Annotated in this window: 19 protein-coding genes and 1 tRNA gene; 9 read left to right on the forward strand and 11 right to left on the reverse strand. The window is 74.5% G+C overall.

Going from position 1 to position 19,715, the window contains the following annotated elements; genetic code table 11:
* Positions 1-104 precede the first annotated feature (104 nt).
* Positions 105-1,088: an aldo/keto reductase gene (locus ABZ576_RS24085; RefSeq protein WP_360744407.1), complete on the forward strand. Its 984-nt coding sequence runs from the start codon at positions 105-107 to the stop codon at positions 1,086-1,088.
* Positions 1,085-3,583 carry a helix-hairpin-helix domain-containing protein gene (locus ABZ576_RS24090; protein WP_360744410.1) on the forward strand — a complete coding sequence of 833 codons (2,499 nt, stop codon included), beginning with the start codon at positions 1,085-1,087 and terminating at the stop codon, positions 3,581-3,583. Before ABZ576_RS24085 ends, ABZ576_RS24090 begins: the two co-directional genes overlap by 4 nt.
* 66 nt (positions 3,584-3,649) lie before the next feature.
* On the opposite strand, the gene ABZ576_RS24095 is transcribed toward ABZ576_RS24090, so the two are convergent.
* Positions 3,650-4,348 (reverse strand): hypothetical protein, encoded by a 699-nt coding sequence (locus tag ABZ576_RS24095; RefSeq protein WP_360744413.1) that lies wholly within the window; start codon positions 4,346-4,348, stop codon positions 3,650-3,652.
* Positions 4,349-4,395: 47 nt separating this feature from the next.
* Between ABZ576_RS24095 and ABZ576_RS24100 the strand changes: the two genes are divergently transcribed.
* Positions 4,396-4,584: a DUF5703 family protein gene (locus ABZ576_RS24100; protein WP_030053310.1), complete on the forward strand. Its 189-nt coding sequence runs from the start codon at positions 4,396-4,398 to the stop codon at positions 4,582-4,584.
* 211 nt (positions 4,585-4,795) lie between these two features.
* On the opposite strand, the gene ABZ576_RS24105 is transcribed toward ABZ576_RS24100, so the two are convergent.
* From ABZ576_RS24105 to ABZ576_RS24115, 3 genes are all read right to left on the reverse strand, one after another.
* The gene (locus tag ABZ576_RS24105; RefSeq protein WP_360744416.1) at positions 4,796-5,641 is read right to left on the reverse strand and encodes a chaplin; all 846 of its coding nucleotides are present in this window, start codon (positions 5,639-5,641) and stop codon (positions 4,796-4,798) included.
* Positions 5,642-5,761: 120 nt separating this feature from the next.
* Positions 5,762-5,995 (reverse strand): chaplin ChpH, encoded by a 234-nt coding sequence (chpH, locus tag ABZ576_RS24110; protein WP_360744419.1) that lies wholly within the window; start codon positions 5,993-5,995, stop codon positions 5,762-5,764.
* Positions 5,996-6,182: 187 nt separating this feature from the next.
* The gene (locus ABZ576_RS24115; RefSeq protein ID WP_360744422.1) at positions 6,183-7,508 is read right to left on the reverse strand and encodes a M20/M25/M40 family metallo-hydrolase; all 1,326 of its coding nucleotides are present in this window, start codon (positions 7,506-7,508) and stop codon (positions 6,183-6,185) included.
* Positions 7,509-7,723: 215 nt separating this feature from the next.
* Between ABZ576_RS24115 and ABZ576_RS24120 the strand changes: the two genes are divergently transcribed.
* Together ABZ576_RS24120 and polX are read left to right on the forward strand one after the other, a co-directional pair.
* Positions 7,724-7,811 (forward strand) — tRNA-Leu (locus ABZ576_RS24120).
* Between the two features lie 64 nt (positions 7,812-7,875).
* Entirely contained in the window at positions 7,876-9,603 is a 1,728-nt protein-coding gene (polX, locus tag ABZ576_RS24125) for a DNA polymerase/3'-5' exonuclease PolX (protein ID WP_360744425.1), read from the forward strand.
* A 213-nt stretch (positions 9,604-9,816) separates the two neighbouring features.
* On the opposite strand, the gene ABZ576_RS24130 is transcribed toward polX, so the two are convergent.
* The 3 genes from ABZ576_RS24130 to ABZ576_RS24140 are packed head-to-tail and all read right to left on the reverse strand — an operon-like array spanning position 9,817 to position 12,584.
* On the reverse strand, positions 9,817-10,947 hold the full coding sequence (locus tag ABZ576_RS24130) for a CapA family protein (protein WP_360744428.1): 1,131 nt from the start codon (positions 10,945-10,947) through the stop codon (positions 9,817-9,819).
* A gap of 8 nt (positions 10,948-10,955) precedes the next feature.
* On the reverse strand, positions 10,956-12,260 hold the full coding sequence (locus ABZ576_RS24135; protein ID WP_360744431.1) for a phosphoribosyltransferase family protein: 1,305 nt from the start codon (positions 12,258-12,260) through the stop codon (positions 10,956-10,958).
* Between the two features lie 12 nt (positions 12,261-12,272).
* Complete coding sequence (locus ABZ576_RS24140; RefSeq protein WP_360744434.1) at positions 12,273-12,584, reverse strand: dsRBD fold-containing protein; 312 nt, start codon at positions 12,582-12,584, stop codon at positions 12,273-12,275.
* A 111-nt stretch (positions 12,585-12,695) separates the two neighbouring features.
* On the opposite strand from ABZ576_RS24140, the gene ABZ576_RS24145 reads away from it, so the two are divergent.
* Positions 12,696-13,070: a YchJ family protein gene (locus ABZ576_RS24145; RefSeq protein ID WP_360744437.1), complete on the forward strand. Its 375-nt coding sequence runs from the start codon at positions 12,696-12,698 to the stop codon at positions 13,068-13,070.
* A gap of 144 nt (positions 13,071-13,214) precedes the next feature.
* Here ABZ576_RS24145 and ABZ576_RS24150 read toward each other — a convergent pair whose 3' ends face one another.
* On the reverse strand, positions 13,215-13,916 hold the full coding sequence (locus ABZ576_RS24150; protein WP_360744440.1) for a FadR/GntR family transcriptional regulator: 702 nt from the start codon (positions 13,914-13,916) through the stop codon (positions 13,215-13,217).
* A gap of 140 nt (positions 13,917-14,056) precedes the next feature.
* Here ABZ576_RS24150 and ABZ576_RS24155 point away from each other — a divergent pair, with 140 nt between their 5' ends.
* Complete coding sequence (locus tag ABZ576_RS24155; protein ID WP_360744443.1) at positions 14,057-14,575, forward strand: gluconokinase; 519 nt, start codon at positions 14,057-14,059, stop codon at positions 14,573-14,575.
* Positions 14,576-14,615: 40 nt separating this feature from the next.
* Entirely contained in the window at positions 14,616-16,013 is a 1,398-nt protein-coding gene (locus ABZ576_RS24160) for a gluconate:H+ symporter (RefSeq protein WP_360744446.1), read from the forward strand.
* Between the two features lie 316 nt (positions 16,014-16,329).
* Here the strand turns inward: ABZ576_RS24160 and ABZ576_RS24165 are convergent, their stop codons facing one another.
* From ABZ576_RS24165 to ABZ576_RS24175, 3 genes are all read right to left on the reverse strand, one after another.
* Complete coding sequence (locus ABZ576_RS24165) at positions 16,330-16,956, reverse strand: cytochrome b/b6 domain-containing protein (RefSeq protein WP_360744449.1); 627 nt, start codon at positions 16,954-16,956, stop codon at positions 16,330-16,332.
* Positions 16,940-17,680, reverse strand: coding sequence for a molybdopterin-dependent oxidoreductase (locus ABZ576_RS24170; RefSeq protein ID WP_360744452.1), 741 nt, complete (start codon positions 17,678-17,680; stop codon positions 16,940-16,942). Before ABZ576_RS24170 ends, ABZ576_RS24165 begins: the two co-directional genes overlap by 17 nt.
* A 232-nt stretch (positions 17,681-17,912) precedes the next feature.
* Positions 17,913-18,887: a hypothetical protein gene (locus ABZ576_RS24175; RefSeq protein WP_360744456.1), complete on the reverse strand. Its 975-nt coding sequence runs from the start codon at positions 18,885-18,887 to the stop codon at positions 17,913-17,915.
* Positions 18,888-19,179: 292 nt separating this feature from the next.
* On the opposite strand from ABZ576_RS24175, the gene ABZ576_RS24180 reads away from it, so the two are divergent.
* On the forward strand, positions 19,180-19,695 hold the full coding sequence (locus ABZ576_RS24180; RefSeq protein WP_360744459.1) for an NUDIX domain-containing protein: 516 nt from the start codon (positions 19,180-19,182) through the stop codon (positions 19,693-19,695).
* Positions 19,696-19,715 lie beyond the last annotated feature (20 nt).

Raw genomic sequence — 19,715 nt, forward strand, 5'->3', positions numbered from 1 at the left:
GCAGGGCGCGGCCCCGGACGGGGCGGAATCACACGGCCGCGCGGGGCCGGCCGAGTTGTCCACAGGCAACCCGCCGCACCGGTTCTGGCCAGTAATCTCGCGGCATGGAGCAGAGGCATCTCGGCCGTACCGGCCTGCGTGTGTCCCGGATCGGACTCGGCACCCTCACCTGGGGACGGGACACCGACGAGCACGACGCCGCGGACATGCTGAAGGCGTTCTGGGAGGCCGGCGGCACCCTCGTCGACACGGCGGACGTGTACGGCGACGGGGAGGCGGAGTATCTGCTCGGGCGGCTCATGGACGGCCTGGTGCCGCGCCGGGACCTGATCGTCTCGACCAAGGCGGGCAGCGTCCCGGACCCCGACCGCCGCTTCGACGGCTCGCGCGGCCATCTGCTCGCCGCGCTCGACGCCTCCCTGGCCCGGCTGGACACGGAGTACGTCGACCTGTGGCACGTCCACGCCTTCGACCCCGGCACCCCGCTGGAGGAGACGCTCCAGGCCCTCGACCTCGCGGTGAGCAGTGGCCGCGCCCGGTACGCCGGGGTGTCCAACTTCTGCGGCTGGCAGCTGGCGAAGGCGGCCACCTGGCAGCTCGCGGCGCCGGGCACGCGCACCCGGCTGGCCAGTACGCAGATGGAGTACTCGCTGCTCCAGCGGGGCGTGGAGCGCGAGGTGCTGCCGGCCGCGCTCGACCTCGGCGTGGGACTGCTGCCGTCCTCCCCGCTCGGCCGGGGCGTCCTCACGGGCAAGTACCGGCACACCACTCCCCCGGACTCGCGCGGGGCCTCCGAGCATCTCGCGCCGTTCGTCGAGCCGTACCTGGACGACACGGCGACCCGGATCGTGGACGCGGTGACGACGGCCGCCGACGGGCTCGCGGTCACCCCGCTGCAGGTGGCGCTCGCCTGGGTCCGGGACCGGCCCGGGGTGGCCGCCCCGATCGTCGGCGCGCGCACCGCGCAGCAGCTCACGGCGGCGTTGTCAGTGGAGGCCCTTAGTCTTCCTGAGGAGATCTGCCGGGCGCTGGACGATGTGTCGGCGCCCGTGCACCGCTATCCCGATCACGACTGGAGCACGCTGTGAGCACGGAGCCGGAGACCACGGAGGAAGCCGGGCCGGGGACGCCGGACACACCCGGGCCGGGGACGCCGGACGCACCGCAGGCCGCGGAGAGGGCTGCGGCATCGGAGGCGGGCCGTGCGCAGGGCGGCGGTCCGGCGGACGGCGCTGCCCCGGAGGAGGACGGCACCGGCGACACGGACGGCGCCGGTGACACGGACGCCACCGACCGCCGCGACGGCATGGAGCGCACCGGCGACACAGGGCCCGCCGACGAGCGCGACGCGGGCGGTGCCGGGGATGCCCGGAGCGCCGGTGACGCGGGGGGCACGGGCGAGAGCGAGGGCACGGGCACCGGTGACGAAGGGGACACCGGCGAGGCCGAGGGCACGGGTGACGAAGGGGACACCGGCGAGGCCACGGGCACGGGTGACGAAGGGGACACCGGCGAGGCCGAGGGCACGGGTGACGAAGGGGACACCGGCGAGGCCGCGGGCGGCGACGCGGGTGGTGGTACGGCCGGGGTGTCCGAGGCGGAGGCCGAGTTGGTCGCGCAGCGGATCGAGCGGGAGCGGATCGAGCGGCGCAAGGCCGTACGGAAGGGCCCGATCGACAGCGGCGCCAAGCTCAGCGGCAAGGCGGCCGACCTGCTCGCGGCGGTCCGGGCCGTCGAGAGCGGCGAGAAGCCGGTGACCCCGGTGTTCGCCGAGCCCGCACCGGCACCGCGCCGCCCCGCCCCGGAGCCGGTGCGCAGGCCCCGGCCGGCCCCGGCCGCCCCGGCCGCGCCCGCCGCCCCCGCGCCCCGGGCCGTCGACGCGGTGCGCGGCGTGCTGGCCGAGGGCGGCGCGCCCGCGGCCCTGGCCCCGCAGGTGGCCGCGGTCCTCGGTGAGAACGCCGGTACCGCGCTGCGGGAGGACCCCTGGCAGCTGCTGCGGGTCGGCGGCGTGCGGCCGGAGCAGGCCGACGGCTTCGCGCGGGCGCTGCTGGGCGCCGGCTGCCGGCCGGACGACGAGCGGCGGGGCCGCGCGGTGACCGGCTGGCTGCTGGAGCAGGCCGCCGTGGCCGGGCACACCGCGCTGGAGCTGTCCGCGCTCACCGCGGCGCTGGGCCGGCAGGGCGTGCCGGACCCGGACGCGGCGGTGCAGGACGCGCTCGCCGAGGGTGAGGCGCTGGTCTTCCAGGACGCCCTGGAGGAGCCCGGCGCCCCCGCGCCCCAGGACACCGACGAGGAGCCGGAGCGGCTGGTGCGGGTGCTCGTCGGCCTGGAGCGGTACGCGCTGGCCGAGGAGAGCCTCGCCGACGGCCTGGCCCGGCTGGTCGGCTCGCCGTCGCAGGAGGACGGCCGGCGCTGGGAGGCCGTCGCGGCCGGGGTGTCCGGCGGTGCGGCCGAGCTGGCCCGCGCGGTCGCCGGGCACGGCCTGGTGCTGCACACCGGCGCGGAGGCGGCCCGCGCCGAACCGGCCGCGCTGCTCGGTGCCGCCCGCGCCGCCGGGCTGCGGGCCTTCGCCGCCTGCCACACGCCGGACGGGCGCCGGCGCCTGGCCGCGCTGCTGGGCACGGCGCCCGGGGAGCCGGGGGTGGGCACGGTCGCCGGTCTGCTGTCCGGTGCCGAGGGCCCGGGCCGGGACGCGGAGGGCGCCCTGGCGCTGGACCTGCTGATCGTGCTGGACGCCCCCCAACTCGACGTGGAGAGCGCGGCGATGCTGGTGGAGTCGCTGCCGGACGGCGCCCGGCTGGTGCTCAGCGGAGATCCGGCGGTGCTGGGGTCGGCCGGTCCAGGCCGGGTCTTCGCCGATCTGCTGGCGGCCGGCGTCTGCCCGGTGACCGCCTCCCGCGTCCCGGACCCGGGCCCGATCGGCGAGCTGGTCTCCGGTGTCGGCATCGGTGAGCTGAACCAGGTCGCGGCGCCCGGCAAGGAGGTGGTGATCGTGCCGGTGCGGGACGCGGGCGAGGCCGTGCACCGGACGGTGCAGCTGGTCGCCGACTCGGTACCGCGGGCGATCGGCGTGCCGGCCGACCAGACCGTGGTGATCACCCCGGGCCACGGCGGCTCCGCGGGCACCCGCGCCCTCAACTCCGCCCTGAAGGAGCGCCTCAACCCCGGTCCCGGCCGGTTCGGCGGCTTCGACCCCGGCGACCGGATCGCCTACTCCCCCGCGCCGGGCCGCACGGTCCCGGGCGTGGTGGTGGACGCCGACGCCGAAGGGCTGCACCTGACCTGCGCGGGCGCCGCCGTCGTCGTACCGCGCGAGCGGGTGGAGAGCTGCGTCCGGCACGGCTGGGCGCTGACCGCGCACCAGGCGGTGGGCGCCCGCTGGCCGGCGGCGGTCGTGGTGCTGCCCGGCGACGCCGCGCAGACCCTCAGCCGCCCCTGGGTGTACACGGCGTTCGGCCGGGCGGAACGGCACCTGTCCGTGGTGCACGGCGTGGAGCAGGCGCTGCCGAAGGCGGTCGCGGAGGTGCCGGCCAAGCCCCGCACGACCCGCCTGCGGACGCTGCTGCGCACACAGGAGGTCTGACCCCCGCGGCGGCAGCTCCCGCGGCGGTGCCGTAGCGGCCCCAGGCCCCTGCGGCACCGCCGCCCGTCACTTCTCGGCGTCGAGCGGCTCCAGTTCCTCCTCGTCGTCCTCGACGAACTCGAGGTCCTCCTCGTCCCCGTCCGCACCGTCGGAGACGTCGTCGTCGAAGAGCGCGCTCACGTCGAACCGGCACACCACCCCTTGCGGATCGATGTGCTCGAACGGCGCCTCCAGCCACTCCCCGGCCTCGGGCGGCTCCTCCGCCGCGGTGACCCACAGCGTGGAATCGCCCTCCTCCAGGCCGAACTCCTTGTGCCGGGAGGCGATCTCGTCCGGTTCGAACTCGCCGAAGAGGATGCCCAGCGCCTGCGGGACCGTCCCGGCGGCATCCTCGTCGTCCGCGCCGTCGTCGTACTCCGCCGCCTCGACCCGCCGGGCCTGGGCCAGCAGCCGCTGGGGCTCCGCCACGGTGTAGTCGCGGCGGATCAGCACACTGATGGCGTTCGGTTCCTCCGGGCCCCCGTACGGCGGCAGGGCGTCCGGCGCGGCGGGGATCTCGAAGGGGGTGACCTCGTCATGGCGGTCGTAGAGCAGCTCGTCGTACGCCTCGGCGGCCGCGGCCAGCTGGTTGAACGCCTCGGATACGGCCGGGTCGTCCTCCCCCGACCTGCGTTCGACCGCGGCCAGATGACGGTCGAGCGCGGTCTTGACCGCCTCGGCGGCGGCGCGTACCTCGGCAGCGGTGGGCTGCGCAGCATCAGACATAGTGCAGACGCTATCCGTACCGGGCACCAGCCCGCACAATAGATGCGATGCCGGAATACGAATTTGTCGACGTGTACGTACCTCGCGGGGTCTCCCGCAAGGACGCCACACGTCTGCTGACGGACCATGCCGAGTACGGACACTGGGAGTTGGACCGACTGAGCCTGCTGCGCGACGGCAGCCGCAAGGTGCGGTTGCGCCGGCGGATCATCCGCCAGGTACGAGCCACGTGGTGACGCAGGACGACTGAACGGAGCGGGCCCCGCCGGCATGGCAGGGCCCGCCCCGTTTTCCGGGCGGCAACGGCGGCCGTCCCCACCGTTTCCGGCGGTGCGGCGGCCGCACTCCCGTCCCGGGGCGGGTACGGCCGCCGTACTCCCGTCCCCGAGCGGGTACGGCAGCCGCACTCCCCTCCCGGGGCGGGTACGGCAGCCGCACTCGCCGGCGTCAGGCCGCGGCCCGCGCCTTGCGGTAGAGCACCGTGCCGGCGAGCAGCGCGCCCGCGCCGACCGGCAGCGCGATGCCGAGCGGCATCTCACTTCCCGTGTGCGCGAGCTGGGCGCCGGCCGGAGGCTGGGCGGAGCGGCCCGCCTGGGCCCTGACCTGGGACGCGCCGTGGTCCGCCGCGCCGGTCCCGGTGCCCGGGGTGCCCGTACCGGTGCGGCCGGGCTCCCCCGCGCGGCCGTGACCGGAGTGATCGGGCCGACCGTCCCCACCGGGGTGGCCCGGGTGCCCGGGCTCGCCCGGGTGGCCAGGCTTCCCGGGGTGACCCGGGTGCCCGGGGTCGCCCGGCTTGCCGGGGTGGCTCGGCTTCCCGGGCGGGTTGCCGTGGTCGCCGCCCGGCGGCCGGCCGTGGTGCCCGCCGCCGTTGGCGCAGTCGTTGCCCGTGGTGGCGTTGCCGGCCCCGAGGACGTCGACGCTGTTCCCGCACACGTTCACCGGGACGTCGACCGGCACCTGCACGGTGTTGCCGGAGCCGACGCCCGGCGAGCCTCCGGTGTGGCCGCCCGCGTGCGAGCCGCCGGAGCCGGAGTGGCCGCCGGGAGCGCCCCCGTGATTGGCGCATTTGTTGCCCACCGACGGGTTGAGGAGCCCGACGACGTTCACGGTGTTGCCGCAGATGTTGACCGGCGCGTGCACCGGTGCCTGCACCGTGTTGCCGGACAGTACGCCGGGTGAGCCGCCGGCGGCACCGGCCGCGCCCGCGTCGGCGTGTGCGTAGCCGCCCGCGGCGGCGATCACGCCGGTCGCCGCGGCCATGGTCATCAGGCCCTTACGGGTGCCCTGTCGCATGCTGATTCCCCCCTGCCTTCCATGCCTTCGTTTCCCGAGAGGCCGGTCGGCCCCGGAGCGCATGGCGCGCGCCCCGGGGCCGACGGCTCGCAAAAAGACGCCCCCCTAGGGGAGCCGGCGTCACTTGTTGATGCAGGCGTTGCCGAAGGCGGGGTTCAGGAGCCCGATCACGTTGATGGTGTTGCCGCAGACGTTCACCGGAACGTGCACGGGCACCTGGACGACGTTGCCGGAGACGACACCCGGGGAGCCCACGGCGGCACCCTGGGCACCGGCGTCGGCGACGGCAAGACCCGCGCCCGCGAGAACCAGTCCACCGGTGGCGACTGCGGCAGCGACGACCTTCTTGATCATTCTTCCTCCTTGTTGGCAATGCGGTCCCAAGGTGCGGGATCGCATCACCTGTAACGAGGAGGGAGTAATGGAGCTACGAGCTTATGGTCGGATTCACCCTTCTCAGTTGATCTCGTACGACCGACCGATTAGCTACCGATCGGCTGAGAACACACCGATTAGCTACCGATCGGCTGAGAACACGGCGTCAGGACGCGTCGATGAAGCGGTCCAGCACCCGGACGCCGAACTGGAGCCCGTCCACCGGCACCCGCTCGTCCACGCCGTGGAACATGCCGGCGAAGTCCAGCTCCGGCGGCAGCTTCAGCGGGGCGAAGCCGAAGCCGCGGATGCCGAGGTCGTCGAAGGACTTGGCGTCGGTGCCGCCGGAGAGCATGTACGGGATCGCCTTGGCGGTCGGGTCCTCGGCGAGCAGCGCGGACTGCATGGCCTGCACCAGGGGTCCGTCGAAGCCGGTCTCCAGCGCCTTGTCGGAGTGGACGTCCTCGCGGCGGACCCGCGGGCCGAGGAGCCGGTCGAGGTCGGCGAGGAACTCCTCCTCGTGACCGGGCAGGAACCGCCCGTCGATGTGGGCGGTGGCCTCGCCGGGAATGACGTTGACCTTGTAGCCGGCGTTCAGCTGCGTGGGGTTGGCGGTGTTGCTGAGAGTCGCGCCGATCAGCTTGGCGATGCCGCCGAGCTTGGCGAGGGTGGACTCCATGTCCTCCGGGTCCAGCTCGGTGCCGAGCGCGTCGCCCAGTTCGTCGAGGAAGGCCCGGGTGGTCTTGGTGACCCGCACCGGGAATTTGTGCCGCCCCACCCGGGCGACGGCCTCGGACAGCTCGGTGATGGCGTTGTCGCGGTGGATCATCGAGCCGTGCCCGGCGGTCCCGGCCACGGTCAGCTTCATCCAGTGCATGCCCTTCTCGGCCGTCTGGATGAGGTAGAGCCGCCGCTGCTCGTCGACGGTGAAGGAGAAGCCGCCGACCTCGCTGATCGCCTCGGTGACGCCCTCGAACAGCTCGGGGTGGTTGTCGACCAGGTGGCGGGCGCCGTAGGTGCCGCCCGCCTCCTCGTCGGCGAGGAAGGCGACCACGATGTCGCGCGGCGGCCGGCGTCCGCTGCGCAGCCGGTCGCGGACGACCGCGAGGGTCATCGCGTCCATGTCCTTCATGTCGACGGCTCCGCGCCCCCACACGCACCCGTCGGCGATCTCGCCGGAGAAGGGGTGGTGGGTCCAGTCGACGGCGTTGGCCGGTACGACGTCGAGGTGGCCGTGGATCAGCAGGGCGGGCCGGGACGGGTCCTCGCCCGCGATCCGGGCGACCGTGGAGGCGCGGCCCGGATGCGACTCGTAGATCTTCGGTTCCAGCCCGACCTCGGCGAGCTTTTCGGCGACCCACTCGGCGGCCTTGCGCTCGCCGGGCCCTGAGTGGTCGCCGTAGTTGCTGGTGTCGAACCGGATCAGCTCGCGGCAGAGGTCCACGACCTCGTCCTCGCCGGTGACGCTCCCGGCCGTGCCCGTCTCGCTCACGCTGCTTCCTCCCGCTGTCACTGCTGGTGGTTCCCCTCATCCTCTCCCCGGCCCGGCCCGGGGCCCAAGGGCGGTACCGGCCCGACACACGCCGTTCACGCCGGGCCGGCCCCGGGACGGGGGGTGATCGGCCACCCCGGAAAGCCTGGTAATGTTTCCTTCGTCGCCGCGAGGGAAACCCCGCCGAAAGGGAAACCCCGCACGACAGACACCTGGTCCGGGTGGCGGAATGGCAGACGCGCTAGCTTGAGGTGCTAGTGCCCTTTATCGGGCGTGGGGGTTCAAGTCCCCCCTCGGACACCAGCAAGGCCCCTGCGCTCAGCAGGGGCCTTTCGCGTGCCTCCGCGCGGCTTCCTAGACTTGACGGGTGGCCCGGCCCAACGACGAGGTCGAGGCGCTCCTCCAGGAGTACGCCGACCTCATCGCGATCACCGGAGGCGACGCCTTCAAGGCGCGCGCCTACGAGAAGGCGGCGCGGGCGATCGGCGGGTACCCGGCCGACGTCTCCACGCTCGGCCCGGAGGGGTTGCGGGAGATCCCGAACGTGGGCCGGTCGATCGCCGAGAAGGTGGCCGAGTACCTGCGCACGGGGAAGATGGCGGTGGTCGAGGAGCGCCGCGCGAAGATCCCCGCCGGGGTGCGCGAGCTGATCACCATCCCGACCCTGGGCCCGAAGAAGGCCCTGCGGCTCTACGAGGACCTGCACATCTCGTCGGTGGGCGAGCTGGCCGCGGCCATCGAGGCGGACGCGCTGGCCGATCTGAAGGGCTTCGGCGAGAAGACGCAGGAGAACATCCGGCACGGCATCGAGCTGCTCCGGCGGGCGGGCACCCGGGTACCGCTGTCGACGGCGCTGGACACCGCCGAGGGGATCGTCGCCGAGCTGTCCGGGGTGAGGGGCGGCACGCGCTGCGCGTACGCCGGTTCGCTGCGCCGCATGCGGGAGACCGTCGGGGATCTGGACGTGCTGGTCGCGGCGGAGCACTCGGAACCGTTCATGGACGCGCTGTGCGGGCTGCCGGTCACCGCGGAGGTGATCGCGCGGGGCGCGAAGAAGACGTCGGTGCGCACGGCCAGGGGGCTCCAGGTCGACCTGCGGGTGGTGCCGCCGCGGTCGTGGGGTGCGGCGATGCAGTACTTCACCGGCTCCAAGGCGCACAACATCCGTACCCGGACCATCGCCGTGCACCTGGGGCTGAAGCTCTCGGAGTACGGCGTGTTCGACACCGGGAGCGGGGAGTCGGTCGCGTCCCGCACCGAGGAGGAGGTGTACGCGCGGCTGGGCCTGCCGTGGATACCGCCGGCGCTGCGCGAGGACCGCGGGGAGATCGAGGCGGCGCTGCACGGGGAGCTGCCCCGGGTGGTGACCGAGCGGGACATCCGCGGCGATCTGCACACGCACACCGACCTCACGGACGGTCTGGCCCCGCTGGAGACGATGGTGGAGGCGGCCGCCGGGCGCGGTTACGCGTACTACGCGGTCACCGACCACGCGCCCGACCTGTACATGCAGCGCATGACGGACGAGAAGATGCTCGCCCAGCGGGAGCGGCTGCGGGAGCTGGACGGCGCCCGGGGCCGGATGCGGCTGCTGCACGGCACGGAGCTGAACATCGGGCCGGACGGCGGGGTCGACTGGCCCGAGGAGTTCCTGGCCGGCTTCGACCTGTGCGTGGCCTCGCTGCACTCCCACTTCGACCTGGGCCGGGCGGCGATGACGCGCCGGCTGGTCCGGGCCTGCGAGCATCCGTACGTCAACATCATCGGGCACCCGACGGCCCGGCTGATCGGCAGGCGGCCGGGGGTGGACGCGGACTGGGACGAGGTGTTCGCGGCGTGCGCGCGCACCGGCACCGCGTTGGAGGTCAACGCCCAGCCGGACCGGCTGGACCTGTGCGACGAGGACATCCTGCGGGCCAGGGAGCACGGGGTGCGGTTCGCCGTGAACAGCGACGCGCACTCCGTGCCGCACCTGGGCGTGCTGCGCTACGGGGTCGGGACCGCGCAGCGCGGCTGGCTCACCCGGGACGATGTGATCAACACGTGGCCGCTCACCCGGCTGCGCCGGTTCCTGCGCAAGGGCGGCCGGGGCTGAGACCGCGCGCTCACCGGGCCGCCGCTCGTGCCCACCGGACCGCGCCGCGTGCCCACCGGACCGCGCCGCGTGCCCACGGACCGCGCCGCGTGCCCGCCGGGTCGCTGCGCGCGCCCGCCGAGCGCGCCGCGTACCCCACGGATCCTGCCGTGTCCTCACCGGACGAGGGCGCGTGCGCACCGGGGCGCGGCACGTGCGCACCGGGGCGCGTGCTCACCGGGGCGCGCCGGTGCGCAGTGGGCGGGCCGTGAGGGTGCCGTCGTCCGCGTGCTCGACCCGGGTGCCGAAGGCGCGGGCGTGCCCGTCCAGGATGGTGCGCAGCCAGGCGGTGTCCGCCTCCGACGCGCGCTCCAGGCGCATCCGGCGCGCCCGGAGGGGGACCATGCGCAGGCCGGTCAGCCGGCCGGTGCCGCGCTCCAGGGAGGCCAGGTACAGCAGCCGCAGGTCGTCGCGGTAGCGCTCGTAGCCGCCGATGCCCTCGTAGTCGTCGACGAGGTCGCCGCAGCCGTACAGCACGAGTCGGTCCCGGTAGACCTCCGGCGGGCGCGGATGGTGCGAGGAGTGGCCGTGGACGACGTCGACGCCCGCGTCGACGAGGGCGTGGGCGAAGCGGACCTCGCCGCGCGTGACGGTGTAGCCCCAGTTGGGGCCCCAGTGGACGGAGGCGACGACGAGGTCTCCCGGCCGCTCCAGCTGCCGCAGGCGGTCGGCGAAGTCCCGCGCGGCGGCCTCGGTCGGGGCGGGGACGAGGGCCACGCCGGGCCGTCCGGCGGTGCCGGCCCAGCTGTGCGGGATGCCGCTGGACGGCATGCCGAAGGCGAAGACCAGGAGGCGGCCGCCGCGCGGCAGTCGGACGGTGGCCGGGCGCCAGGCGGTGACCGCGTCGCGGCCCGCTCCGGCGGTGCGCAGCGCGGCCGCGGCGAGGTGGTCCAGCGTCTCCAGGAGGCCGAGCGGGCCGAAGTCGAGCACGTGGTTGTTGGCGAGGACGCAGACGTCGGGGCGGGCTGCGGTGAGGCAGGGCAGGTTGGCGGGGTGCATGCGGTAGTGGACGCCCTTGCCGGGGGCGAAGTCGCCGTCCCCGGTGACGGTGGTCTCCAGGTTGATCACCCGCACGTCCGGCGCGGCCCGGTCCAGGACGGGCAGTGCCTCGCCCCAGGGCCAGGCGGGGGGCACGGGGCGGGGTATCGGCCCGCTCGCGGCCTCGGCCAGGGCGACGTAGTCCCGGGCGTCGTGCACGTAGTCCTCCCGGAGGGCCGGGTCCCCGGGGTGCGGGAGGATCTGGTCGACGCCCCGGCCGAGCATGACGTCGCCGGCGAGGAACAGGGTGACGGTGTCCCCGGCCACGGCGGTGCCTAGACGTGCGCGGGGGCCATGTGGTCCGTGAACCAGTCGCGGGCCGCGTCGGTCACCCGGTCCAGCGTGCCCGGTTCCTCGAAGAGGTGGGTGGCACCGGGGACGACCTCCAGCCGGCTCTCGCACCGCAGGCGGGCCTGTGCCTCCCGGTTGAGCTCCAGGACCACCGGGTCGGCGCCGCCCACGACGAGCAGGGTGGGGGCGGTCACCGCGGGCAGCCGGGGTCCGGCGAGGTCGGGCCGACCGCCGCGGGAGACGATCGCGGCGGGCCGCGCCTCGGGGTCGGCGGCGGCCCACAGGGCGGCGGCCGCGCCGGTGCTGGCGCCGAAGTAGCCGACGGCGAGCCCCTCGGCGTCCGGTTCGTCGCGCAGCCAGCGGGTGGCGTCCAGCAGCCGGCCGGCCAGCAGGCCGATGTCGAAGACGTTCTCCCGGTCGTGCTCCTCCTCGTCGGTGAGCAGGTCGAACAGCAGGGTGCCGAGGCCGGCCCGGTGCAGGCCCTCGGCCACGATCCGGTTGCGCGGGCTGTGCCGGCCGCTGCCACTGCCGTGGGCGAAGGCGACGACGCCGGTGGCGCCGTCGGGCAGGGTGAGCCGCCCGCCGAGCCGTACGGTGCCGGCCGGCACCGTCACCTCGCGGTCGGTGGCCGCGGCGCCGGCGGTGTGCCGGTAGTGGCTCGCGGCCCGGCGCAGGCAGGCGGTGACCTCCTCGTCGCCGACCTGGGTGAAGTCGGCGTAGAACTGGCCGACGGCGGAGAAGGCCCAGGGGGTGTCCAGGCAGACCAGGTCGTCGGCGTCACCGGCCAGTCGCCGGGCGAAGTCCCGCGGTGCCACGGGGACCGCGAGCACGATGCGGGCGGCGCCCCGGGCCCGGGCGATGCGGCAGGCGGCCCGCGCGGTGGAGCCGGTGGCCACGCCGTCGTCCACCACCAGGGCGGTCCGGCCGGCGACGGAGACGGGGGGTGCCTCGCCGCGGTAGCGGGCGGCCCGGTCCTGGAGCACCCGGCGCTCGTGCTCCTCGACCCGGGCGAGGTCCGCCTCGGTACTGCCGGTCCCCCGCAGCACCTGCTCGTTGATCACGCGTACGCCGTCCTCGCCGATCGCGCCCATGCCCAGTTCCGGCTGGTACGGCACGCCGAGTTTGCGTACCAGGCACACGTCGAGCGGGGCGTCGAGCGCCTCGGCGACCTCGACGGCGACGGGCACTCCGCCGCGCGGCAGGCCGAGGACCACCACGTCCTGGCCGCGCAGGTATTCCAGGCGGGCGCCCAGCCGGCGTCCCGCTTCGGTCCGGTCGCTGAAGAGCACGGTGCCACCCCGTCATTCCCGGGGCAGCCAGAGCGGCGCCGGACCGTCGGTGTCGGCCGCCCCCGTCGCCTTCATGTCGCCGTCGGCGGCGCGCAGCAGCATGCGGCCCATGGCGATGAGGGCGCGGCCGGCGGCGAGTTCGTCGCCGATCTCCGGCATGGCCCGGTCGTAGGGGTTCCGGCGGGCCTCCGCGTGGCTCTCCATGACGTTGTCGCCGGTGTCCAGGATGATCCGGGCCGTGGTGTCCGGATCGTGCTCGGACAGGTACAGGTTCAGCCGCCACTCCTTCACGGCCGGAGGCCGGCTGCTCACGGGTCGGGTCATCGTCCGTCTCGCCTCCCTGCGCCGGGGCCCGGCTCGGTGCACCGGTCCGGCACTTCCACTGTGCACCCCGCCACCGGCGGACGCCTCCCCTGTGCGGGCAGAATGTGGGCCATGACCTCGCGTACCTGCCCCTGTGGACTTCCCCGGCCCTACGACGCCTGCTGCGGCCGTTTCCACGCGGGCGCCGCGGGCGCGCCGACCGCGGAGCTGCTGATGCGCTCGCGGTACAGCGCGTTCGTGAAGGGGGACGCGGAGTACCTGCTGCGCACCTGGCACCCTGGGACCCGGCCCGGGCGGCTGGAGCTCGACCCGCGGATGAGGTGGACGGGACTGGAGATCCTGGACACCACCGACGGGTCGGCCTTCCACACCACGGGGACGGTGACCTTCCGTGCCTCCTACCGGGGCGGTGCGCTGCACGAGCGCAGCCGGTTCGAGCGGGTGGCGGGAGCGTGGGTGTACGTGGACGGGGAGTTCCTGGACTGACACCCGACGCCCGACGAGCCTGACAGTTGACGCCCGACCCGCCTGACACCTGACGCCCGACCCGCCTGGCGCCCGGCCCGTCCGGCGCCCGGCCCGTCCGGCGCCCGGCCCGTCCGGCGCCCGGCCCGTCCGGCGCCCGGAGTGTCAGGGCGCCAGGACGTCCAGCTCGCGCAGCGCGCCCACGGTGATCTCGCGGGTCAGTTCCTCCGCGCGGGCCGCGTCGCCCGCGCGGACGGCCTCGGCGACCCGCACATGCAGGGTGACGGCGGCGGGGTCGGGGTCCTCGAACATGACCTCGTGGTGGGTGCGGCCGGCCAGTACCTCGGCGACGACGTCGCCGAGGCGGGCGAACATCTCGTTGCCGGAGGCGGTGAGGACGACCCGGTGGAAGGCGACGTCGTGGATCAGGTACTGCTCCAGCCGGTGGCCGCGTGAGTTGGCCACCATGCCGAGCGCGCACTCGGTGAGTTCCGCGCACTGCTCCGCCGTGGCGTGCTGTGCGGCGAGGCCGGCCGCGACGGGTTCGACCGCGGAGCGCAGCACGGTGAGCGAGCGCAGCTGGTGCGGGCGGTCGGCGCCGGCCAGGCGCCAGCGGATGACCTGCGGGTCGTAGACGTTCCACTCGGCCTTGGGGCGGACGGTGACGCCCACCCGGCGGCGGGACTCGACGAGGTGCATGGACTCCAGCACCCGGACCGCCTCGCGCATCACGGAGCGCGAGACCTCGAAGTGCTGCGCGAGCTCGTCCGTCCGCAGAACGCTGCCCGGCGGGTACTCGCCGGCTGTGATCGCGGGGCCGAGGGTGTCCAGAACACGGCCGTGCAGCCCCCGGCCCGGTGTGGTCATGCACTCAGCGTACGGCGTGGATCACAGAGCCAAAAAGTCAGACTTATATGTCACAGACTCTTGAATTAGTCGTACCTAATGGGTTTCAGTGTGGCGACGCCGAAGTGGCGTCGGATGTCGAGGAAGACAGCGAGGCAGTGATGCGAACCCCCCAGGTCGTCGTCGTGATGGGCGTCGCGGGGACGGGCAAGACCACGATCGGTCCTCTGCTCGCCGCGCGGCTGGGCGTCCCGTACGCCGAGGGCGACGACTTCCACCCGCAGGCCAACATCGACAAGATGTCGGCCGGGATCCCGCTCGACGACACCGACCGGTGGCCGTGGCTCGAAGCCATCGGGCACTGGGCGCACGGCCGGGCCGGACTGGGCGGGGTGGTCAGCAGCTCGGCGCTGAAGCGGTCCTACCGCGACCGGCTCCGGGCGGTGGCCCCCGGGATCGTGTTCCTGCACCTCACGGGCGACCGGCGGTTGATCGAGGACCGGATGTCGCAGCGGCAGGGTCATTTCATGCCGACCGCGCTGCTGGACTCCCAGTTCGCCACGCTCCAGCCGCTGGAGCCGGACGAGGCGGGTGTGGCCGTGGACGTCGCGGGCAGCCCCCAGGAGATCACCGAGCGCGCCGTGCAGGCGCTGGACGCTCTTCCCACCGCATCCGCGTAGCACCCCCGAAACAGTCCCCCGTCACCGCAAGGGAACCCCCGTGACCAGACTCAGCGTCGAGATGCTGGCAGCGGACGCACCTCCGCCGATCACCTCCGCCGGACACGCCCAGCTGGGCATCGCCGTCCTGGTGGGCATCGCCGTCATCGTCCTGCTCATCACCAAGTTCAAGCTCCACGCCTTCCTGGCGCTGACCATCGGGTCGCTCGCGCTCGGGGCGGTGGCCGGCGCACCGCTGGACAAGGCCATCACCAGCTTCACCACCGGGCTCGGTTCCACCGTGGCCGGCGTCGGCGTCCTGATCGCGCTCGGGGCGATCCTGGGCAAGCTGCTCGCCGACTCCGGCGGCGCCGACGAGATCGTCGACACGATCCTGGCCAAGGCGGGCGGCCGGGCGATGCCCTGGGCGATGGTGCTGATCGCCTCGGTGATCGGTCTGCCGCTGTTCTTCGAGGTCGGCATCGTGCTGCTGATCCCGGTCGTCCTGATGGTCGCCAAGCGCGGCAACTACTCCCTGATGCGCATCGGCGTCCCGGCGCTCGCCGGTCTGTCCGTGATGCACGGCCTGATCCCGCCGCACCCCGGCCCGCTGGTCGCGATCGACGCGGTGGGGGCCAACCTCGGTGTGACCCTCGCGCTCGGCATCCTGGTCGCCATACCGACGGTGATCATCGCCGGCCCGCTGTTCTCCAAGGTCGCGGCCCGCTGGGTGGACGTCCCGGCACCCGACCGGATGCTGCCGCAGCGCGCCTCGGAGGAGCTGGAGCGCCGTCCGGGCTTCGGCGCGACGCTCGCCACGGTGCTGCTGCCGGTGGTGCTGATGCTGGCCAAGGCGCTGGTCGAGATCGTCGTCGACGACCCCGCGGACACCACCCAGCGCGTCTTCGACGTCGTCGGCTCCCCGCTGATCGCGCTGCTCGCCGCCGTGCTCGTCGGTTTCTTCACGCTGGGCCGGCCCGCCGGCTTCACCAGGGACCGTCTCCAGCAGACCGTCGAGAAGGGCCTCATGCCCATCGCCGGCATCCTGCTGATCGTCGGTGCGGGCGGCGGCTTCAAGCAGACGCTGATCGACTCCGGTGTGGGCCAGATGATCCTGGACGTCTCCAAGGACTGGTCGATCCCGGCGCTGCTGCTGGCCTGGCTGATCGCGGTGGCGATCCGGCTGGCGACCGGTTCGGCGACGGTGGCGACGGTCTCGGCGGCCGGCCTGGTCGCGCCGCTCGCGGCCGACATGTCGACCACGCACGCGGCACTCCTCGTCCTCGCGATCGGCGCGGGCTCGCTCTTCTTCAGCCATGTCAACGACGCCGGTTTCTGGCTGGTGAAGGAGTACTTCGGGCTGAGCGTCGGGCAGACCGTGAAGACCTGGTCGGTGATGGAGACGATCATCTCGGTGGTCGCGGGCGGCCTGGTCCTGCTGCTCTCCCTGATCATCTAGGGGTACGGGGACGCGTCACCCGCCGACCGGGCCCCGGCGGCCCACGCCTGCCCTGGCCGGCGGGTCCGGCCCGGTCGGCGCCGGGGCCGGCCGCCCGACGGTCCGTCACGGACCCGACGGCGGCCGGCCCCGGCGTCGCGTCCGGGGGTCTTCCCTTTTTTCCCGCGCGGGCGTAACTTCCGGGTACCCCGCGTCGGCGTCCTCCACGGCGTCGTCGGCCCGCCGGTCCCGGGACGGCAGGCCGCGCGGGGGCCAACTTCCGTCAGGGGCGCCATTGTGGGTGCTCCCGTCAGGGGCGCCATTGCGGGTGCTCCCGTCAGGGGCGCCACAAGGGGTGCTCCCGTTCCGCCCAGTCCTCGCCGACCAGGCCCGTGCGCAGTCCCCTGCGGGCCTCCGGGTCGCCCAGGGCCATGCCGATGTGGCCCGCCAGGACGACGCCGATCGTCAGGGACAGCCAGTCGTGGACGAAGGTCGCCGAGGTCCGCCACATCAGCGGGGTGAGGTGGGTGAACCACATCATCAGGCCCGTGCCGAGCATGACCAGGGCCGCCCCGGCGATCCAGGCGGCGTAGATCTTCTGACCGGCGTTGAACTTGCCGGCGGGGCGGGAGCCGTGGCGTCGGTCGCGCCGCAGGGCCGCGCGCAGCCAGACCCGGTCGTGCGGCCCGAAGCGGTTGAGGAAGCGCAGGTCGGCGCGGAAGGCGCGGGAGGCCAGGCCCAGCAGGACCGGCACCGGCAGGAGGAGGCCCGCGCACTCGTGGACGCGGACGACCAGCGCCCGGCGGCCGGCCAGGACAGCCAGCTGAGGGATGTAGAGGACGGCCGCGGTCACCACGCACACGCCCATCAGCGCGGCCGTCGCCCGGTGCACCCAGCGCTCGGCCCGGGTGAAACGCCGGACGCGGGCGCTCGGCGGGGCGGGGGCCTCAGCTCGTAGGGTCATCGGTCCGTCCGTTCGAGCGGCCGACCCAGGCGTCCACGGCGTATCCCCGCTCCTCCCAGTAGCCGGGTGCCACCCGGTCGGTGACCGTGATGCCGGAGAGCCACTTGGCCGACTTGTAGAAGTACATGGGGGCGACGTAGAGGCGTGCCGGGCCGCCGTGGTCGTGGCCGATGTCCTCGTCCTGCATCCGCAGGGCGACCATGACGTCCGGGCGACGGGCCTGGCCGAGGGTGAGGCTCTCGGTGTAGGTGCCGTCGAAGCAGGTGAAGCGGAGGGCCTTGGCGGAGGGGCGGACACCGGCCGCGTCGAGCAGCCGGGAGAGGCGTACCCCCTCGAAGGGGGTGCCGGGCACCCGCCAGCCCGTGACGCACTGGACGTCCCTGACCAGCCGGGTCTGCGGCAGGGCGCGCAGCTCGGCGAGGGTGTAGGCGCGCGGGTGGTCGACCAGGCCGTCGACGGTCAGGCGGTAGTCCGCGGCCGTCCGGTGCGGGACCGAGGCGGCGACGGAGTAGTAGCGGAAGCCGCCGCCGTTCGGCAGCAGACCGGTCAGACCGGTCGGGTCCTTGCCCGCGACGCCGCCGAGGAAGCCTTCGAGGCCCCGCTGCAGCACGGGCGCCGCGGCCACCCCGAGGGCGCCCAGGCCGAGGGTGCCGAGGAAGACGCGGCGGCCGATCGGCCGGCCGTCCGGCTCGGGTCGCTGGTCCTCGGATGGTTCAGGGTTCACGCGTTCATTCGAGCACTCGGGGCCGTGCGGGGCCAGGGCCCCGGGTCGGTGGTCAGGGTTCCGTAAGGACTTCCGCACCGGGTATGGAGCCGGCGGCGGGTTACGAAAGGACTTCCGCGCCGGGTCCGGGGCCGGCGGCCGGGGTCCGAAAAGACTTCCGCGCCGGGTCCGGGGCCGGCGGCCGGGGTCCGTCACGACCGCCTTCCCGGGTACGTCGCCGACGCCGGACCGCTCACCGTCCGAGCGCCCGGGCGCGGGCCGCGTGGAAGGCCGCCAGGGGGTCGCGGTACGCGTGGCACCAGGGGGCCGGGGTGGGATGCGCGCCGATGCGCTGGAACAGCGCGGCGGCCTCCGCCGGGCGGCCCGCGCAGGACAGGGCGAACGCGAGGTGGTTGAGGTCGATGTGGCGGCGCGGGTGCTCGTCGTGCTCCCACTCCAGCCACCAGTCGAAACAGGCGCGCAGGATGCGCCGGGCGCGGGGGCCGGACCAGTGCCCGGAGGCGGCCGGGTCGGCCGGGGCCGGACCGGTGGCGGCGAGGACCCGGTAGCGCTCGGCGTAGGCGACGACCGGCAGGATGGCCAGCGGGGAGTCGGCGGGGGCCTCGGCCGCGGCCAGTTCGGCGAGGTCGTACACCTCGTGGGCCTCGGCCCGGCCGCTCCCGGGCCGTTCGGCGAGTCGCGCGATCAGCAGGTGGTGGGCGTGGTGGTGCTCGCGGTGGCGGTGGCGCAGTTCGGCGAAGACGCCGAGCAGCTCGTGCTCCGGGCCGAGGGCGCGGGCGAGCAGCAGCCGGCCGAGCCACGGGGTGGGGTCGCCCGGGGCGAGCGCGGCGGCCGTGTCGCATGCCTCGCGGGCCTGGTCGGGGTCCTCCTTGCCGCGCAGGGCGCGGTGGACCCGGGCCAGGGCCGACAGCGCGGCGGCGTCCGCGGAGCCGGGCTCGGCGGCCAGCCAGTCGTTCGCCCAGGCGGCGGCGTAGGGGTCCTGGGCGAGGACGGTGAGGCGGTGGCCGCGACGGTCCCAGTCGTCTCCGGTGTGCACCAGCAGGGAGCGGGCGGACTGCCGGCGGCCCTGGGCCAGCGCGGCCCGGGCGGTGCGCAGCTCCGCGTCGTCGAGGGCGGCGTCGAAGGCACCGGAGTCGTCCCGGGCGGTCGCGCCGGACGGGTCCGTGAGGGCCCGGCGAGCGCCGAGCAGGGGCGGGGAAGGGGGCACCGCTTGGGCTTCCTGTTCTCGGGCTGCCATCGACCGATCACGCACAGCAAACCCCCAGCCAACGGTCGCGTCAAGCGGAACATGGGTGCTGCCGGCTTCAACTTCCCGGCTCCGCACGGTACTTCGGGCTTCGCCGCAGGTGAGCCGGGCCGCGCCGGACCCGGTCGGCGGAATTTTCCCGTGGCCTATGCCACGGCTTTCCGGGCCGTGCGCCCCGGGATGCCGGGCCGCGCGCCCCGGGATGCGGGGCCGCGCGCCCCGGGATGCGTGGCGCCCTCTGTTTAATACGGGCATGAACCCTGCGGACGAGATACTCGACATCGTCGACGAGCACGACCGGGTCGTCGGCCGGTACCCGCGTGGCGAGGCGTACGCCCGGGGGCTGCGCCACCGCTGCGTCTTCGTCCAGGCCCGGGACGCGGCCGGCCGGCTCTTCGTGCACCGGCGTACGGCGACCAAGCTGGTGTACCCCTCCCTGTACGACATGTTCGTCGGCGGGGTCGTCGCATCCGGCGAGTCCTACGACGCGGCGGCGCTGCGGGAGGCCGAGGAGGAGCTGGGCGTGAGCGGGCTGCCCCGGCCGGAGTACCTCTTCAAGTTCCTGTACGACGACGGCGCCGGGAACAGCTGGTGGTCGGCGGTGTACGAGGTGCGCTGCGAGCTGCCCGTACGGCCGCAGGCCGAGGAGGTCGAGTGGCACGCCTTCCTGCCCGAGGAGGAGGTCGAGCGGCGGCTCGGCGCGTGGGAGTGGGTACCGGACGGGCTGGCGGCGTACGAGCGGCTGCGGGCGTTCCGGGCGGGCCGCTGACCGCCGGGTAGGGTCGGCCG

Origin of the sequence: Streptomyces sp. NPDC013455 (genome assembly GCF_040632975.1) — a bacterium.
Classification (GTDB): Bacteria; Actinomycetota; Actinomycetes; order Streptomycetales; family Streptomycetaceae; genus Streptomyces.